The sequence below is a fragment of the Marinobacterium sp. BA1 genome (genome assembly GCF_041155135.1).
Classification (GTDB): Bacteria; Pseudomonadota; Gammaproteobacteria; order Pseudomonadales; family Balneatricaceae; genus Marinobacterium; species Marinobacterium iners.
In genome coordinates, this window is the sequence record NZ_BAAFHC010000001.1 from 2430420 (window position 1) to 2453979 (window position 23560).

Genomic DNA, 23560 nt, shown 5'->3' on the forward strand with positions numbered 1-23560 from the left:
TTGCTGTTTAGCGTGCAGTGGCTCGCAGCACAGACAGGCTGACGTCATCTGCAGTCAGGCCCGGTGTGTTGGTGCTCCAGGTCTCGGTATCCGGGAAAAACACCGTGGCATGGTTACGCTTGAAATCGATGGTGGCACCGGAGGTCGTACGCACATCCACCGAGCCGTCTTCGGCAATGTTGGGGTAGGAGTGAAACTGGAACATTTTCCAGAAATCACCTTTTTTGTCGTAGGCTTCACCCATGTGAACACGTGGGTACTCGGTATCGATATAAAGCACTTTCTTGCTGTAGGGGTGCTCTTCCGGCGGGATAGCCTCTATTACGTAGACTTCACGCGGCTCATACTGATCCTGATTGAAATTCCAGTAGGGAGCCTTGCTCAGATCCAATGTCGGGAAGGACTCGGCTTCATTTGCACCATTCGGGTTCCAGGCACTGTTGATACCGTGTGCAGCCGTCAAGATATGGCGCTTGCCAACCATGCGGTACTCTTTGTACCAGGTAGGGTTGGCGTTAAAGATTTCGATATCATCCTGCAGCTGGTCGGTTCCACCGACCGGATCCATCCAGGCACCACCGGACAGACGACGGGTACGGCGTACTGCACGGATATATGCCCAGACATCTTCAACTTGTTCGTTGTCTTTACGAATCGAAAAAGTTCCAAGCCCCTTGATATCACGCGGCGCCGTCGCCACGAAGATAGTACGGCTCAATTCGGAACCGTCACCCTCCACCTGCTCACCTGTCAGTCGGCCTTTCATGGTGTAGCGTACGAACTTCCAGTTCTGCACACGCTCGATACCGCTGTTGCCATCGATCAGGACATAGGCAACATTCGGGACGTTCATCACATCACCGCGTGGGTTACCGTAGTACCAGTTCCAGACCACTTTTTTCGCGGCTTCCGGATCGTTCATGTCGATATTGGGGAACGGCGCACCACCGACCCAGCCATCAATACGACCACCCGCTTCGTTGATGGTTACATTGCCAACATTCTGCTGGGAGCGTTCATACCAGGCATCGCCCAGCTTGACCGGCTTGGAATTCACCAGTTTCATTTCGTAACCGCTGTTGCGGATGCGCCACTCAACTTTTTCCGTCAGAAGATCCTTGATTTTGTGACCTTCAAAGGTGTCATCGTACAGCTTATCGATGTTGGCAGCTGACAGTACGGTTCCCGCCTCTACGGCTGCAAGGGCAACGCCACTGGAAATCGTACATGCAAAGGCAAGTGCACAAGGCAGTAAAGTCTTTTTATACATAATGTTTCACCTCGAAATCAGAACTGATAAGTCACAGTCAGTGCAAATTGATCGTTGTCTTCAAACCAGCCGAACAAACCTGCATCGGTGGAGCTATCCACCGGTGCGCCGTTCTCACGCGTACCATCGGACCAGAACAGATCGAACTCGCCCTTTACCTTCCAATTGTTGCCAACGGTGTAGGTCACACTGGGCACGGCAAAACCACCGCCATAGGTCAGGTCAAAACCGGCCACCAGCTCAGGCGTCAAACGTCCATTCATATAGGAGAGACCGAAGATCGTGGTCAGAAGGGTTGAGTGTTCCTTGCGCAGCTCAGGCTGACCAACAAGCACTTTCAGGTTTTCGTTGCGGTCATAGTCGAGAATCCAGGTATCAAACAGCTGCATGCTGAAGAAAGCCGGTTTCTCGGCACCGAACAGGGACTGTGCAAAGGCCAGGTTTTTGTCGACACGCACCATGGTGCGAATGACATCCTTGTCCTGGATACCGCAGAAGCCGTGCTCTAAAGAATTACAGGGTGCCGGCCCTTCACCGAAGCCACCGTAGTTAAAGGGCGCATCCTTGATGTAAGCGACTTCCGTACTCCAGACAAAGTCACCAACATTGGAATAACCGTTCAGCGAGAAGCCAAGCATATCGATCATCGGGTAAATGACTTCACCGATGGTGGTTGCCTGATCACTGCCGTATTCACCTTTATAAGCCACACCGCCAAAAGCCGGATTGGCGTTCATGACAGGGTCGGGATTGAAGGTTTTCAGGTAGGCAACGGAGTATCCCAGGTCACCCCACATGCCGTTCCAACGCAGGCCATAGGTCGGATCATCCATGTCGCCTGAACTATGGTTATAGTTGTAGGGGTCAACTGATGGAAAGTGGACACCTTTCCAGGGGTTTGATGCCCAACGCCCGCCTTCGATATCGTAGCTGTTGCCGATATCCTCTTCATCATCCCAACCTGGTCGGAACAGCACCTGCAGGGAACCATCCGCTTCCGGTATATCGATGATGGCATTCGCCATGATCAACGGCTTACGCAGATCAGAGTTGGCAGGCTCCAGGAATGAGCGCCACTGGTAATCAAAACCATGCACCATATCCATTGCCTGGAAGAAATCGGTTTCCCCCCACGCAACCTGCTGCTTGCCCAGCTTGAGCATCACGCGATCGCCAACCGGAATATCCAGATAGGCTTCGCGGATATCGGCATCATCGTAATAGTCACCAGCACCCTGGTTACCAAAGGCGCCCATATCTTCAAGATCATGCAAGTAATCCAGTCGCTGCTCCCAGTTGGCGCGCGCAACACCGACGAAGGCGATGTCTTTGGGCAGGTCGGCAACCCATTCGAGCTGCAGTGTCGTCCTGTTCATCGACATATCACCGGCAGCATCAACGGGCCCACCTGCCGCGATAGGATCGTCCATATTCCACGACATATGTTGACGGATGAAACCATCGATCCTGACCGGACCCACTTCAATCGCTTGGGCTGATTGAATTACAGACCCGACAGTTAATGCCGAGAGTGTTAAAGCTAACTTGTTATGCAGCTTTTTCATTGACCACCTCATTCTCTTCTACAACGGAGCTGGAAGCCTTGCGAGCGCCGTATATAAAGGAAGGTTTAAAGATGTGAGCCAGTGCGGGCATCACGAACAATGCAGTGAATGCGGAAACTGTCAGCCAAAGAGCTACCAACAGCCCCATCTCTGCCTGGAACTTCAGTGAACTCTGGTAAACCAGCAGTACTGAAACAATCAGAACGAATGCGGTAACGATGACGCCTTTACCCGCGCTATGGAGCGCTTTCTCGATCGCCTCCAGATCGCCGGCACCTGCGCTCAACTCCTGTTTAATGCGGTCACAGATATAGAGGGCGTAATCAACACCAAGCCCGATACCCAGTGCTGCCACCGGGACGGTATTGATATTCATGCCGATCCCCATGTAGGCCATGAAACTGAACGTCACGGTATTGGACAGCACCACCGGTACCATGAAGAACATCCCGGCCACTGAAGAGCGATAGACCGCGGTACACAGCACCACAAGAATCAGCAGCGCCAGCGCGATTGATTGCAGCTGACCGGACAGAATCACTTCATTCACCGCAGCGATAACACCGATCAAGCCACCTGCAAGCTTGAACTCACCCTCTTCCAGTGGATGCGATGCGATGAAATCCTTGATGCGTGCAATGGCGGTACGAACCGTTTCACCCTGGCGGTCTCGGAAGAACAGTGTGACAGAGCCGTTGCCGCGATCCGTATCCACGTAACGGTCCATATCACCCGGTTCGGCACCTGCCTCAAACATGTACAGCAGCTCACCATTAATATCCTGCGAGGAGCCGAGCTCTTCATAGCGCGGATTACCTTCACGCAGGGTTCTGTTCACGGCAGGCAGTACATCAGCGATTGAGAGAGTGCCGCCCACTTCCGGCTGCACCTCGATAAAACGCTGGAACTCCTGCATGGCATTCAGAATTTCGGGGGTCTTGACCAGATCCGCTTCATCCCCGCCAACCACAACAAACATGCGATCAGCGCCCTGAAACTTGTCATTGATGGCGGCAGAGTCCATGTTGTACTGAGACTCGGGCCAGAGAATGGGAGAGCCTGGATTCGCATCACCGACTTTGAGAGACAGTGCAAAATAACCGCAAGCGACAAACACAATCAGTGTCCACGCCACCACGACATAGCGCGTTTTGCTGACAACGATCAGGTAGCACAGACCCAGCACCCGGTGCAGCAACCAACTGACGTTGAACGGATGTGCGTAACCGCGCGGATGCTTGATCCATGAGAGCATGACAGGCGTAAGGATGATGGAGCTGACGGCCACGGTTCCGACCCAAACAACCGCCAGCAAAGCCAGCTTTTGCAACAGCGGAATTGGGCTCAAGGCCACGACTGCAACACAGCAGGCATCCGTGGCGATTCCCAAAATGCCCGGGCGCAGCAACTCTTTAAGTGTCGTCAGCGCAGCAGCACCCGAGCTCTCGGTGCCGGATTCAATCAACTCGATCTCTTCGTTGTATCGAGTGATGATCTGTACCGAGTGGGAGATCGCACGCGCCGTGATCAACATAGCGATCACGATCACCAGAGGATCAAAGTGGATACCAATCAAGTTGGAGATACCCAGCGCCCAGCTTGCACTGACCAGACCAGACAGCAGAGGCAGAAACGTACCGCGCCAAGTGCGATTGAGGATGAACAGCAGAGCCACGACCACAATCAGTGCCATCAACACCAGGTTCAGTGTTTCGGGCAGATAGTAGTTAACCCAGCCATACAATATGGGGTCGCCAACCAGTCGAATTGTCACCCCAGGCTCATCGACACTGTCGACAAGCGTGGTGATTTCGTTGAACGCCGTTTCATAGTTCAGCAGGCGATCGATGAAATCGACCGTTATCAATGTCGATGACAGATCCGCTGAAACATAGGGGCCGTAAATGAGAGAGTTTCGCAGGACCTTGTCTTCAAGCTCCTTGAGTTCAGCATCAGTCTGCGGCAGATCCGGCCACATGATTGGTTTTGTCTCAATGCCACCGGTAGACGCCTTGACCTCTTTCAGCTTTTTCGAGGCTATCGATACGACCTGAAATGGATTCACCGCCGAAACCTTCTGCAGCTCTCGGGTCAGGTTATCCACCACCTTGAGCACACGAGGCTGAAAGATATCGCCATCTTCAACCTCGACCATGATGGTGACCAGGTTGGAGCCACCGAAGGTATCCTTGAATTCGTTATGCGTCTTTACATATTCATGATCACTGGGCAGCAGATCCTGAAATACGGTTTTTACTTCTATACCCAGTGCTGTGTAGCCCAATGCCAACGTAATGACGGCAATTACCGAAACCACCCACACACGGAACCTGATTAACCAATTAGCAAAATTTTCAGTCATGAAAGACTCCTGTAATCCCAGCCGGTGGATTAACGATCACTCAGCACGTGCCAAACCCGATCAGACCAAATCCCAAGATTTCGGCCTGCCATAATGACTCCCTTATCAATAGGGGCTAACGCTGTGTGCCATGCCATCTCTCTTGCCGCCAGGCGTCCCGACTCCCATTGATCAAGCTCTTTGTTTCCGGTAACCCAAACACCCTTGGCGCCAGCAGCAACCCATCGCTGCATGGCCTCCACCCACCTGACGGTGAAAATGTGCTCTGTGGTCATATCCTCCCAGGAGTCACTGCGGGCGGTGCCTGGCTCAGTCATGGCAGGGGGTGTAGAAAGGGAATTTGTAACGGCAGCCCAGCTCAGTCCGGCATCTCCTGTGGCCAGAATCACGCCTTCAAGCCCTACGGCAACTCCGTTGAGATCGTCTCTGAAATCAACAGACATCAGGCTTGCCTCTGCAACAGCATCCACCACTTGCCAGTTGGCACCGTTATCATCGGTTCTCAACACTGTTCCAAACTCGCCAACAGCAACAAGAACACCGGAGCTGACACGTACAATCTCATTCAATATGAAGTCTTCGGCCTCACGCATCTGCTCCCAGGTACGTCCGTAATCCTGCGTTCGGATAATCATTCCAAACGCACCGACAGCCCACGCTTCGCCATCCGTGTAGGCCTTCACATCGATCAGTTTGTTAACGACATCACTGACAGGTGCCTGTGCCTGGTGCCAGCTCTGACCACCGTCCTCTGTTCGCAAAACCACTCCATCATTGCCAACAGCCACGGCAAACCTGTCATTCCAGGCAGCGATATCCTGCAAATGGAGCGCCACTGGAGTTTTCTGCACACTCCAGCTCCTGCCCTTGTCATTACTCAGAATCACCTTGCCATCGGCACCTACAGCCCAAATGGCGTGATCACCAACAACGGCTATGCCATAGAAGCGGTCACGCGCCTCGATTGCGGCAGGCACAACCGTTTTGCCTACAGGCTGTGGCTTCACGAACAGCCCCACATACAAAAGACCAGCAATAACCAGCCACGGCACACCTGCGGCAGTGACTCGAGATAACAGCCTGAGCATGGCGGTCCTCCTCCCCAGAAGATATGATTGAATATCAATTGATTTTTAATCGAGTATTCAGCCTAAGTCACTTACCTGTCAACTGTTAATTAATAATTACAGAGCCCAGTCAGGCAGTTGCCGCTACAGGCACAAGAGAAAACAAGCACATAAAACAGGGATATAACCAATACAACCATTATGAAACAATAAGTTATGCCATATTACGTGGAGTGTGCGTGTTACAAATGAAAGGAAATCTCTACAGAAAAGCTTGACCTTGCTGTAATTATTAATTAATCATCATTGCATTGCGATTGAACTTCAATAGAAAGTATTGGTAAAAATATGTCAAAACTATCAGTTGGACAAGCATCCGTAGCCCTGGCCTCAGGGCAGATAACCAGTGAGAAGCTGGTAAGTGACTGCCTTGAGCAAATACGACTGCGGGAGTCTGATGTACGGGCCTGGGCGTTCATTGATCCTGAATTGGCCCTGGCACAGGCACGTCAAAGAGATAACGAGGATCGGCGCTCATCACTTCATGGCATTCCCGTCGGGGTCAAAGACATTATTGATACCACTGACATGCCAACCGCTTATGGCAACACTCGGTATGCAGGCCACCTGCCGTCGCAGGAAGCCGATATCGTGACCCTGTTAAAAAAGGTCGGCGCGGTCATCATGGGCAAAACTGTCACCACAGAGTTTGCCTACTTCACGCCCGGTCCTACCTGTAACCCCAATAACCTGGCGCACACCCCTGGCGGTTCGTCCAGTGGATCGGCAGCCGCAGTGGCTGATTGGCATGTGCCTTTTGCACTCGGCACCCAGACCGCGGGGTCAATGATCAGACCAGCCAGCTTCAATGGTGTTGTCGGCCTTAAGCCCAGCTTCGGCACATTGCCCTATAAAGGCACACACACCTTGGCTGGCTCACTCGATACGCTTGGTCTGTTCTCGCGCACGATTGCGGATCAGCGATTGTTGTTGACCGCTCTGGCACCTCATCTTCATATTGCCAATGGCCCCTCGGCACCGGTTATTGCCGTTTGCAGAACCGCGTATTGGGATCAGGTCGATGCAGAGATGCAGAAAGCCTTCGAGGATCATGTCGCCAGCCTTTGCGGGCAAGGTATCAAGTGTGTGGAGTACGAACTGTCTCCAATGTTTACTGAACTTGCAGACGCTCAACGCCTTATCATGGCTGTTGAAGCTGCACGAGCTCTGCATGATGAGTACCATGAACATCGTGACTCACTGGGCTCTTTCACCATCGATCTGATTGAAGAAGGGCTGGGTGTCTCGCCTGAGGATGAAGCAGCCGCACGCAACCTGGCCGCACAATGTCGCTATCGTCTCGACAGCATCTTTGCTTCACACGACCTGATCATGACCCCACCTGCTCTGGGTGCAGCACCCGCCGGTATCGATCGAACCGGTGATCCCATTCTGAATAGAATCTGGACATTCCTGGGTAATCCGGTACTGACCTATCCAGTGGCCCGCACAGCAAGCAATCTTCCTCTGGGTATCCAGTTGATAGCCCCCTTTGGCAAGGACCACGCATTGATTGATATGGCCGATCGCCTCAACACTCTCGCAACAGGAGTCTGACATGAACGGCAAACACGTTTTTGATACGCAGCAGAAGGCATGGTTTGAGGCCGCCTGTAAAAGCATTAACAAGGAACGGTTACGCGGACTTAATGCCGATCTGGTTAATATCCATAGCCCTACTGGAGCGGAGCAGGAAGCCAGCCGGTTTATGGCCACGCACTTTGAGAGCATCGGACTCAAGGCTCGTTATCAGCCTGTCAATGAAAGCAGTGGCAATGCTATTGGAGAGCTCTGTGGGGATGGAACAGGCCCAAGCCTGTTGCTATATGCACCGATTGATACACATCTAGAAGGAAATGAGTCAGATCTGCCAATGGTCGGGGATCGGCTTCGCGATGACATGAAGCCCGAAGCGATTCTCCGGGACGAGCTTGTCATTGGGCTGGGCGCATCCAACCCCAAAGCCATGGTTGCATCCCTGACCGAGGCCGTGAATGCTGTTATTGACGCAGGGGTCGAACTGAAAGGTAAAGTAACCTTGGCCTTTGCCGGGGGAGGCATGCCTTTATATGTACCTGAGCGCAATAATTACGGCATGTCTACAGGCGTGACCTATATGCTCACCCATGGTGTAACCGCTGATTTCGGGATCATCATGAAGCCCTGGTATGAAATCTATCATGAACACCCCGGCATGTGCTGGTTCAAGGTGTCAGTGAAAGGCTCTCTTGGCTATGCCGGTATTCCTCGCGGCACACCGGGCTTTCGCAGCTCCATCATACCGGCCACGACAGTGATAAACGAAATCGAACAGTGGCTCGCTGACTTCCCTGCCCGTCACAGCTCTGAGCAGATTGCACCTGAAGGATGGATTGCTTCGGTACGTTCCGGCTGGCCGGAGCGACCTGCCTTCCCGGCTGCAACAACTGAAATTTTCATTGATGTACGCACCAACCCAACCCAGACCATGGCCGACGTACGTCACGAGTTTGACCTGCTGATGCAAGGTATTTTGAGCCGTCACCCGGATATTGAGGCTGAGTGGGATATGTATGGCTCCTGCCCCGGATCTTCAACGCCTTCAGACCATTGGATAGTTCAGTCTGCACGTGCCGCATGGGAGCAGCAGGAAGGAAAACCCTATCCTGGAGCCCCCATGTTAAGCGGACAAACAGATGCAGCCATGATCAATAAACTGGGTATTCCCCTAGTTCGAGTTGGCTATCCGTGGATCGGGGATGCCAGCGTACCCGATGAGTTTTCTGACGGGTTGGGCGGTATGGGTGTCAGCAATATTGATGATCTCGTAAAGCCGATTGAAAATATCATTTATTCCATCATTGATTGCTGTACGAGAACGAGAGAAGAGACCTCTGTAACCAAATGACTCAGTAGTGCTCAGAAATCTGTGCCATTTCAGTAGAATATGCAAAACTGGAATGGCACTTTCGAAGGACACTCGGATCAGGTGGTTAAAATTTAACAGCGGTTAGCTGAGACGGATTTCTGAACACCACCCTTATCCGAGCCCCCTTCCAAAAACTACTGGCATTCGAGCCGCTTCGGATCCAACACCAGCCAGTTCAGCCGTTTACCCTCCAGCACCTTTTGTTCACGCAGGCTACGGAACAGTCTGCTGAGTGTTTCTGGCCTGATCCCCAGTTTCGCCGATAACTCCCGATGACTTAGGGGTAGCCTTATCTCAGCGCCTTGCTCCTGGTAAAGCGTGTGTAGATAAGTGGAAAGCCTCTGCGGGCCATTTCGGCTGGACAGATTTTCAACCTCATTGATACGGTTACTCAAGGCGATCCCTGCCACCTCCAGCATTGCCACCGCCACTTCGGAATATGCATGGCAAAGTGCATGCAACTGATCGCGTTTCAAGCGACACAGGGTTGTTAAACCCACGACTCTTGATGACACAGGGTACGTTGGCTCAGGCATGAACATAACTATCGGTGCCAGAAGCTGACCCGGCTTAATGGATTGAACCACGCGGAACTCGCCATCAGCGCCTTCCCGAAGAGTATCAACGCGCCCATCGATCACCAGGTACCAATACTCAGCCCGCTCCCCCTGATAAAAAATACGCTCATCATTCTCGTAGGCGAGAATATTCCCCGCGATCACAAAGCTATCAAGCTGATCTGCAGGAACCGTTTTCAGAAAAGACAACCCCTTGAACATCTCTTTCGCCCGACGAAATTCTGGCGAGTAGGTCTTGATAATTGTCATTTGGTTACGACCGACAATAGAAGATAATGGATGCTAATGATAATACATATCAATTAGATTAACTTACAAGGGACAGATAGATGCTACTGAAACCTCGGCATTTGAGCTACGTTCTCACCACGATGGGCATTCTGACGATTTCGGCTGCGCAGGCCGGGACACACTTGCCGAGCGGCACCCATGCACTGGACACAATGACTATTTCTGCTACACGTTCAAAGCTTGCTGCCATGGATTCTCCCAGAACCATCAGTGTCATTACTGCTGATGAAATTTCAGAAAGAATCGGTTCTGGTGGGCTGCAATCTTTATTGGAAGAGCTGCCTGGCATTGAATTTTCACGATCTGGAGGATTGGGCGGCCAGCTGGTGACTCGTGGTTTCAACAGCAACACCGGGCGCACCATCCTTGCCATTGATGGCGAGCGCTATCGTGGCCGCAGCACCCTTCAATTCAACATGATTGACCCCGAATCCATCGAGCGCATCGAGGTGATACGAGGGCCTGCGTCAGCCCTGTACGGCTCGGATGCAATGAACGGCGTAATCAATATTGTCACTCGTCGCGCCAAGATAGATCCGGACCAAGACTTTGCTCTATCGCCCAAGCTGCGTGCTCTGCAATTCGAAAGCGGTAGCGATATGGCCGGTGGACGCGTTGAACTGGTCGGCGGCGGTAACGGCTTCGATATTCTAATTGGCGCTCACAACCGCGAAGCCGGTGACTACGACAGCCCGCTGGGTACTGCCGATAACAGCGAGTACAGCATGCAGGGGTTGGACTTCAATATCGGCTACCGCCCAAGCGAAACCTCACGTTGGGAGTTGTCCGGTCGTTATCAGGATGTATCTACTGGCCGTGCGGGAGGGCTGGGGGGCGCGCCCGGTGCACCTTATGTCAAAGTGAACGAAGACCCAATCATCGAACGCTATCTGCGTCTTGGCTACCAAGGCGAAAACTGGGGGGCACTGGCTGACAGTCTGGATGCTGGCATGTACATACGTGACTTCGAGACCGATATCTACAACCGTAATGCCAAAAGCCCGAACGTGACAGCACTTGCCCATATCAAGGTTTACAGTCCCACAATTTTCGGAGGTCACATCACCGCACAGAAGCAGCTGGGTGACCACTCTCTCAGCTACGGAGGTGATTTCTTCCATGAAGCTTTCGACGGCCGAACCCGGCAAATCAACCGCTATAACACGAATGGCGATCTGATTGGCCGTGTTGACTGGCACCCGATGGAACGCGATTCAGAGATGCTGAATATCGGCACCTATATCAGTGATGACTGGTTCATCAACGAAAAATGGTCCCTCAGCGGCACCCTGCGTGGTGATTTTTCCAAGATCGACATCGGTGATGCGCTCGCAAGTGAAACACCTACCCAACGGGCAGCATTCGAAGACAATCTCAGTAACAACTTCTTTGCCGTCACCGGCAGCCTTGGGGGGATCTACCGTCTCACACCCGACTTACATCTGGTCGGCAACCTTAGCCGAGGCTTTCGTGCACCCTCAGGTATGGACATGACCATTACCAGCGTAGCAGGTACGGTGACCACGCTGCCCTCCCCGCAGCTTGAGGAAGAGACCAACATTACCGGGGAGCTCGGCCTGCGCTGGTACGGTGAGAATACCGAGCTGAACCTGACCGCTTATGAGAGCCGCTACAAGGACCTGATTAGCCTGGTGCAGGTGTCAAATAATCTTTATCAGCGCCAGAACATAAGTGAAGCGACCATCCGTGGCGTTGAGATTGATGGCCGCACCCGCCTTACCAACAACTGGAGCCTGAAATATGCGTTGACCAGCACCCGCGGTACCGACGACAGCACAGATACCCCTCTGGCCTATATTGCTCCGCTTTCTGGTCGAATTGGCCTGCGCTATGACGGTCTTGGCTGGTACAGCGAAGCCAATGTCCGTGCCTACAAGGGCAAGACCCGTATCGATACCAGCCAGGAACGAGAAACCGCCAGCTATGCCATTGCCAACGTTTATGCCGGCATGGACCTGGACCGGGTCATGGGTGCGGATTGGCAGGACTGGAAACTGCGGGTCGGCGTGGAAAACCTGTTTGATCGAGAAGGCCGCAACCCATCGATCAATGAAGACCTCAGTTTCAGCAATGAGCTGGTTGGAAACCCCTTGGTTGAGCCCGGCCGTTCCTTCCTGGTCAAACTGACGGTGGACTACTGATGCGTAAACAGCTGCTGCCCGGCCTGTTCGTGGCACTGATGACCGCGCAGGCCCAAGCCCTGCAAGTCCAGGACCAGAACGGATATGTGGTCAATGTTCCAGATAAGGTCGAACGGGTCGTGTCGATCACTATTCCTCTGGCTTCCATGATCATGGCTATCGACCAAGGCACCGAACGGCTGGTCGGCATGCACAAGGCCAGTCGTATGGATATCGACCACGGGCTGCTCGGGCGCATCTTCCCTGAAGCCGAGCAGATTCCCTACAACATGTCCGGCGAGGGGTTTGTGCCCAACGTGGAGGCCTTGGCCAGCCAGGCACCGGACCTGGTGTTCCAGTGGGGCGACCGGGGCGAGAATATCGTTACTCCGCTGCGTCAGCTGGGCCTGCCGGTACTGACCTTGAAATACGGCGACAGTGCCTGGGCCGCCGACTGGTTACGTATGGTCGGTCAGGCATTGGGCAAGACCGAACGCGGCAACCGTTTGGCCAACTGGTTCGAGCAGCGACTTGACCAGATCCGCCAGCAGGCTGCCAACGTCGAGCAACAGCCTCGTGCTCTCTACTTGTTTCGCACTCGTTCCGGCTTTCAGGTAGCCGGAGCCAATACCAGCATGGGGTCGGACCTGGGCAAGGTAGGCGCGCTGAACATGGCCGCCGAAGTGCCCGGCTTTGCCAGCGTGGACATTGAACAGTTGATGGTTTGGGATCCGGAGCTAATTTTACTCAATAACTTCGAGCCGGGCCTCTCACCCGAGGATCTCTATGATGACCCACGTCTGCAGGGCATCAGCGCCGTTCGCGAGCGTCGTGTGTATGTTTATCCCTATGGCGGCTTCCGCTGGGATCCGCCAAGCCAGGAAACACCGCTTTCACTGGACTGGCTGTTTTCTCTGGCTCATCCCGAGCACGCAGAACCTGACCTTCGCCAACGCATTCGTGAAGGTTATCGCCTGTTATATGACTACGAGGTTAGCGAACAGGATCTGGATGACTTGCTTAAACTGGAGCTCAACGCGGGCAGTCGCGACTACCATCGTCTATTTGCCAAGGAGGAATCATGAACCAGCGTACCTTGCCACTGCCTCTTGTGACGATGGCTCTGTTTCTTCTGATGTTGGTTGTCATGGTTCTGGCATTGGGCACCGGTCGTTACCTGATTGCGCCCGAGACGGTTGGCCATATTCTACTGGCGCCGCTTCTGGGCGTGGGAGACTGGAGTCCGATCGAACAACGGGTGGTCGAGCAGGTTAGACTGCCCCGCATCCTGCTGGCGGCTGTCATAGGGGCAGGTCTCGCCGGAGCTGGAGCCGCGCTGCAAAGCGTGTTCCGCAACCCGCTGGCAGAGCCCCAACTGCTTGGCGTGTCCTCCGGTGCCGCCTTCGGTGGCGTACTGGCCTTCCTGTTCGCCGGGGATGGCTGGCCGGTGGTGATCGGTGCTCTGGTATTTGGCCTCATCTCACTTGTGGCGGTGTTTTGGTTGGCTGGGGGGAAGCAAGCTCGCGGCAGCGGTACCGTATTACTGGTACTGGCAGGTATTGTCGTCAGTGCCGTTTTCGCTTCTGGAGTATCACTGGTCAAACTGGTGGCTGACCCACAGAACCAGCTGCCGGCCATTGTATTCTGGCTGATGGGCAGCCTGTCCGCCGCCGACAGTGCCAAACTGATGCTTGCCTTGCCCTGCACCGGCATCAGTCTGGCGTTGCTGTACAGCTTGAGATTCCATCTGATGGCGCTCTCGGTAGGTGACCGTGATGCCCGTGCCTTGGGCGTGCCGGTGCGCCGCGCACGCACCTTGGCATTGCTGGCTGTCGGCCTGATTGCCGCGTCCAGTGTTGCCGTTTGCGGCGTGGTGGGCTGGGTCGGTCTGGTGGTGCCCCATCTGGTGCGCATGGCTTTTGGCACCGACCACCGAAGCTTCATGCTCAATACCCTGCTGGCAGGCGCTATCTATCTGGTATTGGTGGACACCTTGGCACGCAGCGTCAGCGAGGTGGAAATTCCTTTGGGCGTGCTGACCGCACTGTTGGGCGCGCCCCTGTTTGCCTTCCTGGTGCGCCGCCTGGGGAGAAGTCTGCATGGTTGAGTCAATTAACGGCCTGCAGCTGGAAGGCATCGGCCACGCCTATGCCGACCACCCGGTGCTGAACGCGCTGAGCCTGAGTCTGCCCCAGGGCAGTTTCTGCGCCCTACTGGGCGCCAATGGTGTCGGCAAGTCCACCTTGCTGAAGATTCTATCCGGCTCGCTTGAGCCACTGCGCGGCCGAGTTGAGCACAACGGCAAGCTTGGTTTTGTACCCCAGGAAGTGCATCCGGCACTACCACTCACTGCACTGGAGATGGTGCTGCTGGGACGCTCCGGTCAGATCGGACTGCTGCGGGCACCGGGCAAGGCTGACTATGCCGCAGCAGAAGCCGCGCTGCATCGAGTCGAAGCCGAACATCTGACCCGGCGTGCCTTTGCTTCGCTTTCCGGTGGCGAGCGCCAACTGGTGCTTATGGCCCGAGCCCTTGCAACCGACGCCGATATCCTGTTGCTGGACGAGCCAAGTGCCGCCATGGATTGGCATAACCAGGCTCTGATCCTTCGCCTGTTGCGCGATCTGGCTGACAATGGAATGACTATCGTGATGAGCACCCACTCACCGCAGCATGCGTTGGAATTCGCCAGCCATACCCTCCTGTTGTTTGGGGCCGGCGAGCACACCTTCGGCACACCTGATCAGGTGATGACCGAAGACGCCCTGTCACGTCTCTATCGCCTGCCCGTGCGCCGTGTAGCCATGGATGAACTGCCTCATCAAGGCACCGCCGTACCCATCTTTTCAGACCTGAAAACACAGGAATACTAAACATGATGAACATTTTGCACCTGCAAGCCATATCGCATGAACTGCCAGCCTTTGTACAAGCTCTGGAAGCACGAGGCATAGCCTCGCGTTCTGTGAGAGATCTCTGTGCCGACGACCTGCGCGCCAGCCAAGTACTGCTGATTGAAGCCCATATTGACCAAAAAGCTCTGCTGGGCATGAAAGACGGCTTGATGGATTGCCTTAATGCTGGCGGCACCATCGTCTTTAATGGCCATCTCGTTTATCCCCTGATTGATGGACTTGAGCCTTTTCAAGTGGCAGCAGGACGCGGACGTGATGACCTTGTGGTTGAGCGCGTTCATACGCATCCCGTGTTTGACGGGGTCGACTGCCAGGATTTGAGTTTTCGCCGTGGCGTGGCCGGATTCTATGCCCGCGGCGCCAACCCTCCGCCGGTAGATGCACAGGTACTGCACCGATTGAAACAGGATGGGTCGCCCATCGACTGGGTCTGGCAACGCCCCGAAGGTGGCCAGGTTTTCATGCATAGCGGCAATACCATGTGGATGTACCTGAACGATAAGTCCAGCCCCGCTCGCATCGCTCCCCAGCTGCTGGACTGGGTGTGTGCCAGCGCTTCCGAATTAACCGAGGAGGCCCATTAAGATGCGTATTGCCTTTGTTGATGGTGGCACCTACTACCACCACGCCACCTATAACGATCCAGAACTCAAGCCGTTCTTCGACCGCAATATCTACGTACTGGACCTGCCCGACGCTGACTTGTCCGAGGTAGATTGTCTATATATTGCCAGCCGCCAAAACCCGGCCGACCTGATCGCTGCTCGTAACCGAATCGCCGACTTTCTGGCCGAGGGGAAAACAGTCATTGCACTGGGAGAAAGCCATTGTGAGCAATGGCTGAAAGGGGTTGAGTGGACACCTGGCATGACCAACTTCTGGTGGTGGCTCACGCCAGGTGAGGACTCAGGCCTGCGTATGAGCACACCCGAACATGATCTGTTCCGGTATATCAGCCTGGACGACGCCACTTGGCACCGCCACGGCACCCTGATCATACCTGAAGGAGCAGTATCATTGATCGATGCAGTGGAAGGCGGGTCTGTGCTCTACGACGACAGCAGCAGCGGCCCCGGCCGACGCATTGTCAGCACTCTGGACCCCTGTTATCACCATGGCAGCTACTTCATGCCTTCGACGACGCGTTTTTTAAAAGGATTTCTGCCTTGGTTAAAGCAAGGCGCAGCCAGGTGGTCACTTGAGCCAGATGGGACTTCAACCCAGTGAAAATCACTCGAAACACAAAATTGGCCCCATCACCAAATAAGGAGACACAACAGTCAACCTGAAATCGATCACTGGACAGGTGGGAGATCATCCCTCCTGTCCACCGTAAACCCGTGTCCCAGCCCCACACGCCAGGACCAGACCAGAAACAGCAACAACAGGATGCCGGCTGAGAGGGCGAACGCGGTCGGAAATCCGTAAAGCTCAGCCAGAAAACCAACCATAACGGGTGCGGATGCCTGAGCAAGTCGGTTACCCATCAGTCGTGTAGCCAGACTGGGAGATCGCTGCTCACGGCTGACGCTTTCGGACAGAATCACCATCGACAGCGGCTGAGATATCCCGCCCGCGACACCGATCGCTATGGTCAGCAGGGCCAACAATACGACCTGGTCACCCACCATACCGGTAAGCATCAGCGCCCCCGTCACCACAACAACACCTATTTGAATCGAGCGGGTACGCCCGCCGAGCCAGTCGATCATACGCGACATCACCAATCGCACCAGCATGGAGGTCAGCGCTCTGAGGCTTAGCAGTACACCGATTAGGCTCGCGCTGATGGCAAGCCCTTCAAGGTAGATCGGCATGAAGCCTGCGTGTGCCCCCATGATAAACAGCGACACACTCGACATGATGATCGCCAGCTGTACGCCGTGGTTGGTTCGAAGCAAACGCCACTGGGCAACATAACTGGCATTGCCACGCTGACTTTTTCCACCATAACCGGCACTGGACGAGAAAAACAGCGCACTGACAAACGACAGCAGCGGAATGAAAGCGATGGTCGCAAAAGACAGGTGCAGCGAGTAGTGTTCAATCAGATAGCCTGCAAGCAGAGGCCCCAACAGCTGTCCGGCTGACATACACATTGTGTACCAGCCGAAACAGCGCTCAAGCACTCGTCCCTGTCCAAGCCCGGACACCAATGACTGGGCGGCAATAATAAGTACCATATTAGACATGCCGGCAATAACCTGGTTGGCCAGCAGACCCGTCAAGGAGGGGAAGAACAGTGAGCATAAAGGCCCCGCAGACATACCCAAGGCCCCGGCCAGAATAATGTTTCTGGCACCCATACGGCCGACGAAACCACCGATTGGAATGGCCAGCACCAAAGGCAAGACGTAGGGAGCTGCCACAATCAGACCGATCATGGCAGGGCTGACCTGCAGTTCCAACGCCATGAAAGGCACCGTCAGCAACAGCATGGTGTTGGCCAGCATGGCAAGTGACAGGGCAAGACTCACGACGACAAGATCACGGTAAGCTTCTGGGTAGGCTATCTCGTCTCTGGGCGTTTCAGGTGTATCCGGCACGATGCGATGTCCAAAAAACTCTCGATTCTACACCAGCCTGCTTGCTGGTGAAGCATCGGGGCTCAGTTGCCAGCCGAGCAGCTTTCCCCATACAACCGCATGAATTCGCTCGCCGGCATGGGCCGATAAAACAGAAAACCCTGCCCGGTCTTGCATCCTATATCCTGCAGCAATCGGGCCTGTTCATCGGTTTCAATCCCCTCGGCTACCACTCCGAACTCCAGCTCAGAGAGCAGCTGAATTATGCCTTTAAGCAAGGTAGCCGCACGTGCATCGGTACACAGGTCCGCTACAAAACTGCGGTCGATTTTCACCACATCCAGAGGCAGGCGCCTCAGGTAGGTCAAGCTGGAATAGCCGGTCCCGAAGTCATCCAGCGCAAGGCTGAAGCCGGCAGCACGCAAACCGGCAAGCTGTCGCAAAACATCGTCCGCCAGGTTGATAAATGCGGTCTCGGTCACTTCCAGTTCCAGCTGTTGCGCCTCCAAACCATATAGTGCGATGGTGTGCAGACACCAATCAACCAGATCCGGCTCCTGCAGCTGCCGTGCCGACAGGTTGACACTCAGTCTTGGCAATCCGGGCAGCAGAGTCTGCCATTGCTGCAGCAAAGCACAGCTTTGACTGAACACCCAACGATCAAGCGCAACGATCAGACGGCTTTCTTCGGCAAGTGGGATAAACTCGCCCGGCGAGATCATTCCTTTTTCAGGATGTTGCCAACGCAACAGAACCTCTGCTCCCACCAGCGCACGGTCGATGATGTTTACCTTCGGCTGCAGGTAGAGTTCAAGCCCCAGACCGGTTTCATGCTGAATCGCCTGTCTCAGCTGTTGCTCCAGCATAAGCCGTTGACGCAATTCGTTACTCAGAGCCTCGTCGTAGAAACGATAACTGTCACGCCCGGCCTGCTTGGCCGCGATCAACGCTGTTTGGGCGCAGGCCAGCAGAGTATCGGCATCATCTCCATCTTTGGGAAAAACCGCCAGCCCTGCCGAAGGACTCAAGCGAATCGTCTCACCTTCAAGATATAACGGCACCTGCAACTGGCTGATACACTCATTGGCATAACGCGCCATTCCGGTCAGGTCATGGGTGTCATTGATAATAGCCACCAGCTCATCGCCGGTCAGACGAAAAAAACTGAGCCTGTCGCCCAAGTGTTGCTGCAGTCGTTCAGCCTGACGTTTGATCAGCTGGTCGCCGCCACGCATGCCAAAGCGATCATTGATCGGTGACAATTGACCAATGTCGATACACATCAAGGCAATCAAAGCTGAGTTCGTAGAGGGTTTTCGGTTTCGTTTCAGCAGCTGGGCAAGCGTCTGCACCAATTTGTAGCGGTTACCCATCCCCGTGAGCGGATCGGTGAATGCCAGCTCCTCGATTTGCGCCTCTTTTGCACGCATTTCTGTAAGGTCATGGAAGATGGAAACAAAATTGGTTACGACGCCGTTATCATTCTTCAGTGCACTGACCGACATCCACTGCAGATAGACTTCACCACTCTTGCGCCGGTTCCAGACCTCCCCCTGCCAACTGCCGTGGTGTCGCAGCGACGCGTTCATCGCATCATAGAAGGGCTGTTCGTGATGATTAGAGCGCAGCAATTTGGGTGTCTGCCCAATCACTTCCAATGCAGAATAACCGGTGATTTGGGTAAATGCCGGGTTAACCCGCTCGATCCGGGCGGCGGCATCCGTGACGATAATACCTTCAATAGTGCTATCCAGAATGCGTTCCGCCATTGCTTCCTGGGTTTGAAAGGCACGTTTCAAGCGCTGATCCTGGCCTATACCGGTCAGGCCGGTTACCTGACCATGCTCATCCAGATGAGGCAAAATGCGGAGGCTGACAGGCACTTCATGTCCCGCAAGGGTGCGGAAGTTCACCACCCCGGCCCAGTAACCGCATTCCAGTACCTGCGGAAAAATTTCGCGAGACAGCTGCTGCCAGGTACTTTCGGTATGAAAGTCGCTGACGTGCAGCGGCTGCACACTCAGGTCATGTTCCTGACCGATTCCCAGCAGCTCACGGCCGGAGCGGTTTATAAACTCGATCCGGTAATGCTTGTCGACACTGGCAATAAAATCGCCGGTCAGATCCAGAAACTGCTGTTGTCTATCCATCGCTCAATCCAGTTATATTCCGTCAAGCGCCACTGCGCTGCCAGAATTGTGCTGCAAGCGCGTTAAAGTCCGTTGCCACTCGCAATACGTGCCGTCCGACCAGTCCATCACGCTGCGAGCGCAGCATTTTCATCACCAATTGTACCCAACCGATCCCATCATGGCGCCCGGTGCAGATATAACGCGCCACGGGGTCACCAATTGCCACCTGTGCCTCGGCAGCAAGCTCTCGCCAGGGTTGCATGGTCCAGACGATCAACAGAGTAGAAAGAATATTAGCACTATCTGAAAACGTTTCTTCTTGTTGTGTAACCGGCATGTTGATCTTCAACTGAGATCTCCTGCTGGGCGTACTGCGACTCACTGAGAATGCAGCCATGAAAAGACACTACTTTAGTATCAAAAGCGAAGCAATAACCCTTTAGGTTGTGTCGAATTGTTCAAAATACATTTCTAACTGGATCACCTGCCCTCACGATTGCCAACGGCTGCACACTCCTGGAGCCGAGTGCGTTTTATTGGTGCACAAATCAAGAGCACAACATTGTCATATCCATGTAACACATTGTAAATATTTGTATTTATCAACACTGGCACAGCTTTCGCTTTTACAGGATCAACAAGCGGCACTCAATGCCCGACTTGCTATTTCAAGAGACTGTAAGGGGAATATGATGAAAAAGCTGACCAAATCTCTGATCGCTGCCGGCCTGCTGACTGCATCCGCTGCCGCAAGCGCTGAACTGTCGGTCAACGTGGGCGCCATGAGTGACTACTGGTTCCGTGGCATTGATCAGACCTCCAACAACGCCAGCCTGATGGCTGGTGCTGACTATGACTTCGGTAATGGTTTCTACGTTGGCACCTGGGGTGCTCAGCTGGACGATGCTGAAATCGAATACGATCTCTACGGTGGCTACGCCGGTGAAATCGGCGACTTCACCTACGATGTAGGCTACGCTGGCTACTTCTACACTGTTGATGATGCATCCGATTACCATGAACTCATCCTGGGCGGCGGTTACAAATTTCTGAGTGCCCAGTTTGTCCTTGGCCGTGAAAATGTTGACGGCGCAGGTGATGACGCCGACTACACCTTCTTCAGCCTGACAGGTGAATACGAAGGCGCCTACCTGACCTATGGTGTATTCGGTGAAGACTATGACGGTGACTACGTTGAAGCCGGTTACGGTACAACTATTCAGGGCCTGGACATGAGCCTGGCATTCATCAAACAGTTGGACACTGAACTCGACGGCGATGGCGAGAAAGACTCCGAATTTGTCTTCACCATCAGCAAGACCTTCGATCTCTGATCAGACATCTCCTCTGCGTTACTGAACATACTAAGGTTGTCTTGGGGCCCTGCGGGGCCTCTTTTTTTCAACTGCCGTCGGGTTTCAGATCAGTACCCGCTTCCGTTATCATGCCCACCTGTATCACTGTTTTGGAGCCTCAATGGCGACCTACGCAATTGGTGATCTGCAGGGCTGTTATAACGAATTAATGCAGCTTCTAGAGCAGATCAACTTCAACGACCAGGATCAACTCTGGTTTGCAGGCGATCTGGTCAACCGTGGTCCCGGTTCACTGCAATGCCTGCGCTTTGTCAAAAGTTTGGGGGATCGCGCTGTCTGTGTACTGGGCAACCACGACCTGCACCTGCTGGCCCTGCACAATGGCAACGGAAAGAAAGCAAACTCCACACTGGAACCGATTCTGGCCGCACCCGACCGGGATGAGCTGATGCACTGGCTGCAGCATCGCCCCCTGCTGCATGATGACAAGTCGCTGGGCTACGTCATGACCCACGCCGGCATTCCTCATATCTGGAGTCTGAAAACTGCCCGCAATCTGGCTGCCGAGCTTGAAGCTGTGCTCCAAAGCGACAGAGCCGAACGTTTTTTTGCCAATATGTACGGCAACCAGCCTGATCTTTGGCAGGACGACCTCAAGGGACCCGCGCGTTTGCGCTGTATCACCAATTATTTGACCCGAATGCGCTTCATCACGACCGAAGGGCGGCTGGAATTCAGTGCCAGCGGCCGCCCTGAAGAGGCGCCCAACGGTTTTCGCCCCTGGTTTGAACTGCCGCCGGCCAAACCACTCAAACGCATACAACTGCACGGCCACTGGGCTACACTGGGGCATCATCGCAATGAGCGCAGCATCTCGCTCGATACCGGCTGCGTATGGGGTAACGCCCTAAGCGCACTGCGCCTGGATGATGGCCAGCTGTTCAGCCAACCCTGCACTGACCACCCAACACCCGGAGACTGACACGTGAGTGAGTACCGCTGTATCAACATCACCGAAGCCTGTGACCTGATCGACCAGGGTGCACAGGTAGTCGATATCCGCGATGAAACCAGCTTCAACGAGCTTCACATCCGCGATGCAACCAACCTCAGCAACCACAACCTGCCGGAGTACCTTGCACAGGCAGACTTTGACCAGCCCTTGATTGTCTGCTGCTACCACGGCATCAGCAGTCAGTCGGCAGCCGCCTATCTGGCACATCAAGGGTTTGAACAGGTCTGTAGCCTGGACGGTGGTTTTGAAGCCTGGCGCGCACAGTGCCCGGACCGTTGCAGCCGCTGATGCAGATCTATCTGGTCGGCGGCGCAGTCAGGGATCGACTGTTGGGGCTTGAGGTCAAGGACAGAGACTGGGTGGTGGTCGGTGCCACCCCTGACGAGATGCTGGGTCGGGGTTTTAAACCGGTCGGACGTGATTTTCCTGTGTTTTTGCATCCGGATACCGGTGAGGAATACGCTCTGGCCCGTACCGAACGCAAAAGCGGCAAGGGGTATACCGGCTTCCAGTTCCATACCAGCCCGGATGTTACACTCGAAGAAGACCTGCGCCGCCGCGACCTGACCGTCAACGCCATCGCGGAAGCGGAAGACGGCACGCTGCACGACCCCTGGCACGGTCAGGATGACATCAAGACGCGGATGCTGCGCCACGTTTCACCGGCCTTCAGTGAAGACCCGCTGCGAGTACTGCGAGTGGCGCGCTTCTATGCCCGCTTCGCCGATCTTGGCTTTCAGGTTGCTGACGAAACGCTGGCACTGATGCGCGAACTCAGCGCCGGGGATGAACTTGCCCACCTGACGCCAGAGCGTGTCTGGCAAGAGACAGAGCGCGCGCTGGCCACTCCCAGTCCAGCGCATTACTTCGCCCTGCTGCAAAAAACGGGGGCGCTGGGCAGCCTCTTCCCCCAACTGGAAGGGCTGGACACAAATCGATTGGCTCAGTGTCTGTCTGGAATTGCCGATACCGACGCACGACCAGCCATGGCGCTGGCTCTGCTGCTGTATCAGGCCACCGAGTCGATACTGCCAGAACAGGCCTGCGACATTATCGGCAATTTTTGCAGCCAGCACCGCGTACCCAATCGGATGCGCGACCTGGCATTGAAACTGCGCCAGGGTGTAAACGGTCTGTATCAGTTTGACCGGCTGGACGGCAACGCACGGCTACAGCTGCTGAAACAACTGGACCTGATCAGGCGCCCGGCTCTCATGCCTACGCTTCTACAGCTGGTCCGTCATGTCCACGTCATACCGGTAACGCGGGAAGCCGCTCTGCAGCGGCTGCTGATGCAGTTGTCTGAAGTGGATACCCGCACGCTGATTGAGCAGGGCTTCAGCGGCAAGGCTCTGGGAGAGGAGCTGGCCCGACAGCAGGCCGAAATCTGCGCCCGGTACAAGGAGTAAAATGCC

The 23560-nt window shown here is 54.6% G+C and carries 20 protein-coding genes; 12 read left to right on the forward strand and 8 right to left on the reverse strand.

Annotated features, from left to right (window positions below; translation table 11 throughout):
- Positions 1 to 7: 7 nt before the first annotated feature.
- From ACAM29_RS11755 to ACAM29_RS11770, 4 genes are read right to left on the reverse strand one after another with little or no spacing between them, the layout of a single operon-like run.
- Positions 8 to 1270 (reverse strand): DUF1329 domain-containing protein, encoded by a 1263-nt coding sequence (locus ACAM29_RS11755; protein WP_369624242.1) that lies wholly within the window; start codon positions 1268 to 1270, stop codon positions 8 to 10.
- A 17-nt stretch (positions 1271 to 1287) separates the two neighbouring features.
- Positions 1288 to 2835: a DUF1302 family protein gene (locus tag ACAM29_RS11760; RefSeq protein ID WP_369624243.1), complete on the reverse strand. Its 1548-nt coding sequence runs from the start codon at positions 2833 to 2835 to the stop codon at positions 1288 to 1290.
- Positions 2819 to 5197, reverse strand: a complete 2379-nt coding sequence (locus ACAM29_RS11765; protein WP_369624244.1) for an RND family transporter — start codon at positions 5195 to 5197, stop codon at positions 2819 to 2821. The genes ACAM29_RS11760 and ACAM29_RS11765 overlap by 17 nt, the downstream gene beginning before the upstream one ends.
- Positions 5198 to 5226: 29 nt before the next feature.
- Positions 5227 to 6285 (reverse strand): WD40/YVTN/BNR-like repeat-containing protein, encoded by a 1059-nt coding sequence (locus tag ACAM29_RS11770; protein WP_369624245.1) that lies wholly within the window; start codon positions 6283 to 6285, stop codon positions 5227 to 5229.
- 327 nt (positions 6286 to 6612) lie between these two features.
- On the opposite strand from ACAM29_RS11770, the gene ACAM29_RS11775 reads away from it, so the two are divergent.
- Both ACAM29_RS11775 and ACAM29_RS11780 read left to right on the forward strand, forming a co-directional pair.
- Positions 6613 to 7881, forward strand: coding sequence for an amidase (locus ACAM29_RS11775; RefSeq protein ID WP_369624246.1), 1269 nt, complete (start codon positions 6613 to 6615; stop codon positions 7879 to 7881).
- 1 nt (position 7882) lies between these two features.
- Entirely contained in the window at positions 7883 to 9211 is a 1329-nt protein-coding gene (locus ACAM29_RS11780) for a M20 family metallopeptidase (RefSeq protein WP_369624247.1), read from the forward strand.
- A 155-nt stretch (positions 9212 to 9366) separates the two neighbouring features.
- Here the strand turns inward: ACAM29_RS11780 and ACAM29_RS11785 are convergent, their stop codons facing one another.
- Complete coding sequence (locus ACAM29_RS11785) at positions 9367 to 10059, reverse strand: Crp/Fnr family transcriptional regulator (protein WP_369624248.1); 693 nt, start codon at positions 10057 to 10059, stop codon at positions 9367 to 9369.
- An 80-nt stretch (positions 10060 to 10139) separates the two neighbouring features.
- On the opposite strand from ACAM29_RS11785, the gene ACAM29_RS11790 reads away from it, so the two are divergent.
- The 6 genes from ACAM29_RS11790 to ACAM29_RS11815 are packed head-to-tail and all read left to right on the forward strand — an operon-like array spanning position 10140 to position 16384.
- Entirely contained in the window at positions 10140 to 12263 is a 2124-nt protein-coding gene (locus ACAM29_RS11790; protein WP_369624249.1) for a TonB-dependent receptor, read from the forward strand.
- Positions 12263 to 13327 (forward strand): ABC transporter substrate-binding protein, encoded by a 1065-nt coding sequence (locus ACAM29_RS11795; RefSeq protein ID WP_369624250.1) that lies wholly within the window; start codon positions 12263 to 12265, stop codon positions 13325 to 13327. Before ACAM29_RS11790 ends, ACAM29_RS11795 begins: the two co-directional genes overlap by 1 nt.
- Positions 13324 to 14349, forward strand: coding sequence for an iron ABC transporter permease (locus ACAM29_RS11800; RefSeq protein ID WP_091822159.1), 1026 nt, complete (start codon positions 13324 to 13326; stop codon positions 14347 to 14349). The genes ACAM29_RS11795 and ACAM29_RS11800 overlap by 4 nt, the downstream gene beginning before the upstream one ends.
- Positions 14342 to 15115 carry an ABC transporter ATP-binding protein gene (locus tag ACAM29_RS11805; protein ID WP_369624251.1) on the forward strand — a complete coding sequence of 258 codons (774 nt, stop codon included), beginning with the start codon at positions 14342 to 14344 and terminating at the stop codon, positions 15113 to 15115. The genes ACAM29_RS11800 and ACAM29_RS11805 overlap by 8 nt, the downstream gene beginning before the upstream one ends.
- A 2-nt stretch (positions 15116 to 15117) precedes the next feature.
- The gene (locus ACAM29_RS11810) at positions 15118 to 15741 is read left to right on the forward strand and encodes a hypothetical protein (RefSeq protein ID WP_369624252.1); all 624 of its coding nucleotides are present in this window, start codon (positions 15118 to 15120) and stop codon (positions 15739 to 15741) included.
- A gap of 1 nt (position 15742) precedes the next feature.
- Entirely contained in the window at positions 15743 to 16384 is a 642-nt protein-coding gene (locus tag ACAM29_RS11815; RefSeq protein ID WP_369624253.1) for a hypothetical protein, read from the forward strand.
- A gap of 68 nt (positions 16385 to 16452) precedes the next feature.
- Here ACAM29_RS11815 and ACAM29_RS11820 read toward each other — a convergent pair whose 3' ends face one another.
- The 3 genes from ACAM29_RS11820 to ACAM29_RS11830 all read right to left on the reverse strand — a co-directional run bounded on the left by ACAM29_RS11820 (position 16453) and on the right by ACAM29_RS11830 (position 20163).
- Positions 16453 to 17703 (reverse strand): MFS transporter, encoded by a 1251-nt coding sequence (locus tag ACAM29_RS11820; RefSeq protein ID WP_139253865.1) that lies wholly within the window; start codon positions 17701 to 17703, stop codon positions 16453 to 16455.
- A 62-nt stretch (positions 17704 to 17765) separates the two neighbouring features.
- A complete protein-coding gene (locus ACAM29_RS11825; RefSeq protein WP_369624254.1) occupies positions 17766 to 19832 on the reverse strand; it encodes a putative bifunctional diguanylate cyclase/phosphodiesterase in 2067 nt (688 codons plus the stop codon).
- Between the two features lie 22 nt (positions 19833 to 19854).
- On the reverse strand, positions 19855 to 20163 hold the full coding sequence (locus ACAM29_RS11830) for a hypothetical protein (protein ID WP_369624255.1): 309 nt from the start codon (positions 20161 to 20163) through the stop codon (positions 19855 to 19857).
- Positions 20164 to 20506: 343 nt separating this feature from the next.
- Here ACAM29_RS11830 and ACAM29_RS11835 point away from each other — a divergent pair, with 343 nt between their 5' ends.
- The 4 genes from ACAM29_RS11835 to ACAM29_RS11850 all read left to right on the forward strand — a co-directional run bounded on the left by ACAM29_RS11835 (position 20507) and on the right by ACAM29_RS11850 (position 23554).
- Positions 20507 to 21148 (forward strand): TorF family putative porin, encoded by a 642-nt coding sequence (locus ACAM29_RS11835; RefSeq protein ID WP_354409748.1) that lies wholly within the window; start codon positions 20507 to 20509, stop codon positions 21146 to 21148.
- Between the two features lie 142 nt (positions 21149 to 21290).
- Entirely contained in the window at positions 21291 to 22112 is an 822-nt protein-coding gene (locus ACAM29_RS11840; protein WP_369624256.1) for a symmetrical bis(5'-nucleosyl)-tetraphosphatase, read from the forward strand.
- 3 nt (positions 22113 to 22115) lie between these two features.
- Positions 22116 to 22433 (forward strand): thiosulfate sulfurtransferase GlpE, encoded by a 318-nt coding sequence (glpE, locus tag ACAM29_RS11845; RefSeq protein ID WP_206839211.1) that lies wholly within the window; start codon positions 22116 to 22118, stop codon positions 22431 to 22433.
- Positions 22409 to 23554: a hypothetical protein gene (locus tag ACAM29_RS11850; protein ID WP_369624257.1), complete on the forward strand. Its 1146-nt coding sequence runs from the start codon at positions 22409 to 22411 to the stop codon at positions 23552 to 23554. Before glpE ends, ACAM29_RS11850 begins: the two co-directional genes overlap by 25 nt.
- The last annotated feature ends 6 nt before the right edge of the window (positions 23555 to 23560 follow it).

Excerpts from the sequence above, each read along its gene's own strand:
- ACAM29_RS11785 (WP_369624248.1), bottom strand. The coding sequence starts at position 10,059 with ATGACAATTATCAAGACCTACTCGCCAGAATTTCGTCGGGCGAAAGAG.
- ACAM29_RS11840 (WP_369624256.1), top strand. The coding sequence starts at position 21,291 with ATGGCGACCTACGCAATTGGTGATCTGCAGGGCTGTTATAACGAATTA.
- ACAM29_RS11780 (WP_369624247.1), top strand. The coding sequence starts at position 7,883 with ATGAACGGCAAACACGTTTTTGATACGCAGCAGAAGGCATGGTTTGAG.
- ACAM29_RS11800 (WP_091822159.1), top strand. The coding sequence starts at position 13,324 with ATGAACCAGCGTACCTTGCCACTGCCTCTTGTGACGATGGCTCTGTTT.
- ACAM29_RS11775 (WP_369624246.1), top strand. The coding sequence starts at position 6,613 with ATGTCAAAACTATCAGTTGGACAAGCATCCGTAGCCCTGGCCTCAGGG.
- ACAM29_RS11825 (WP_369624254.1), bottom strand. The coding sequence starts at position 19,832 with ATGGATAGACAACAGCAGTTTCTGGATCTGACCGGCGATTTTATTGCC.
- ACAM29_RS11835 (WP_354409748.1), top strand. The coding sequence starts at position 20,507 with ATGAAAAAGCTGACCAAATCTCTGATCGCTGCCGGCCTGCTGACTGCA.
- ACAM29_RS11760 (WP_369624243.1), bottom strand. The coding sequence starts at position 2,835 with ATGAAAAAGCTGCATAACAAGTTAGCTTTAACACTCTCGGCATTAACT.
- ACAM29_RS11805 (WP_369624251.1), top strand. The coding sequence starts at position 14,342 with ATGGTTGAGTCAATTAACGGCCTGCAGCTGGAAGGCATCGGCCACGCC.
- ACAM29_RS11765 (WP_369624244.1), bottom strand. The coding sequence starts at position 5,197 with ATGACTGAAAATTTTGCTAATTGGTTAATCAGGTTCCGTGTGTGGGTG.
- ACAM29_RS11755 (WP_369624242.1), bottom strand. The coding sequence starts at position 1,270 with ATGTATAAAAAGACTTTACTGCCTTGTGCACTTGCCTTTGCATGTACG.
- ACAM29_RS11790 (WP_369624249.1), top strand. The coding sequence starts at position 10,140 with ATGCTACTGAAACCTCGGCATTTGAGCTACGTTCTCACCACGATGGGC.
- ACAM29_RS11815 (WP_369624253.1), top strand. The coding sequence starts at position 15,743 with ATGCGTATTGCCTTTGTTGATGGTGGCACCTACTACCACCACGCCACC.
- ACAM29_RS11770 (WP_369624245.1), bottom strand. The coding sequence starts at position 6,285 with ATGCTCAGGCTGTTATCTCGAGTCACTGCCGCAGGTGTGCCGTGGCTG.
- ACAM29_RS11810 (WP_369624252.1), top strand. The coding sequence starts at position 15,118 with ATGATGAACATTTTGCACCTGCAAGCCATATCGCATGAACTGCCAGCC.
- ACAM29_RS11795 (WP_369624250.1), top strand. The coding sequence starts at position 12,263 with ATGCGTAAACAGCTGCTGCCCGGCCTGTTCGTGGCACTGATGACCGCG.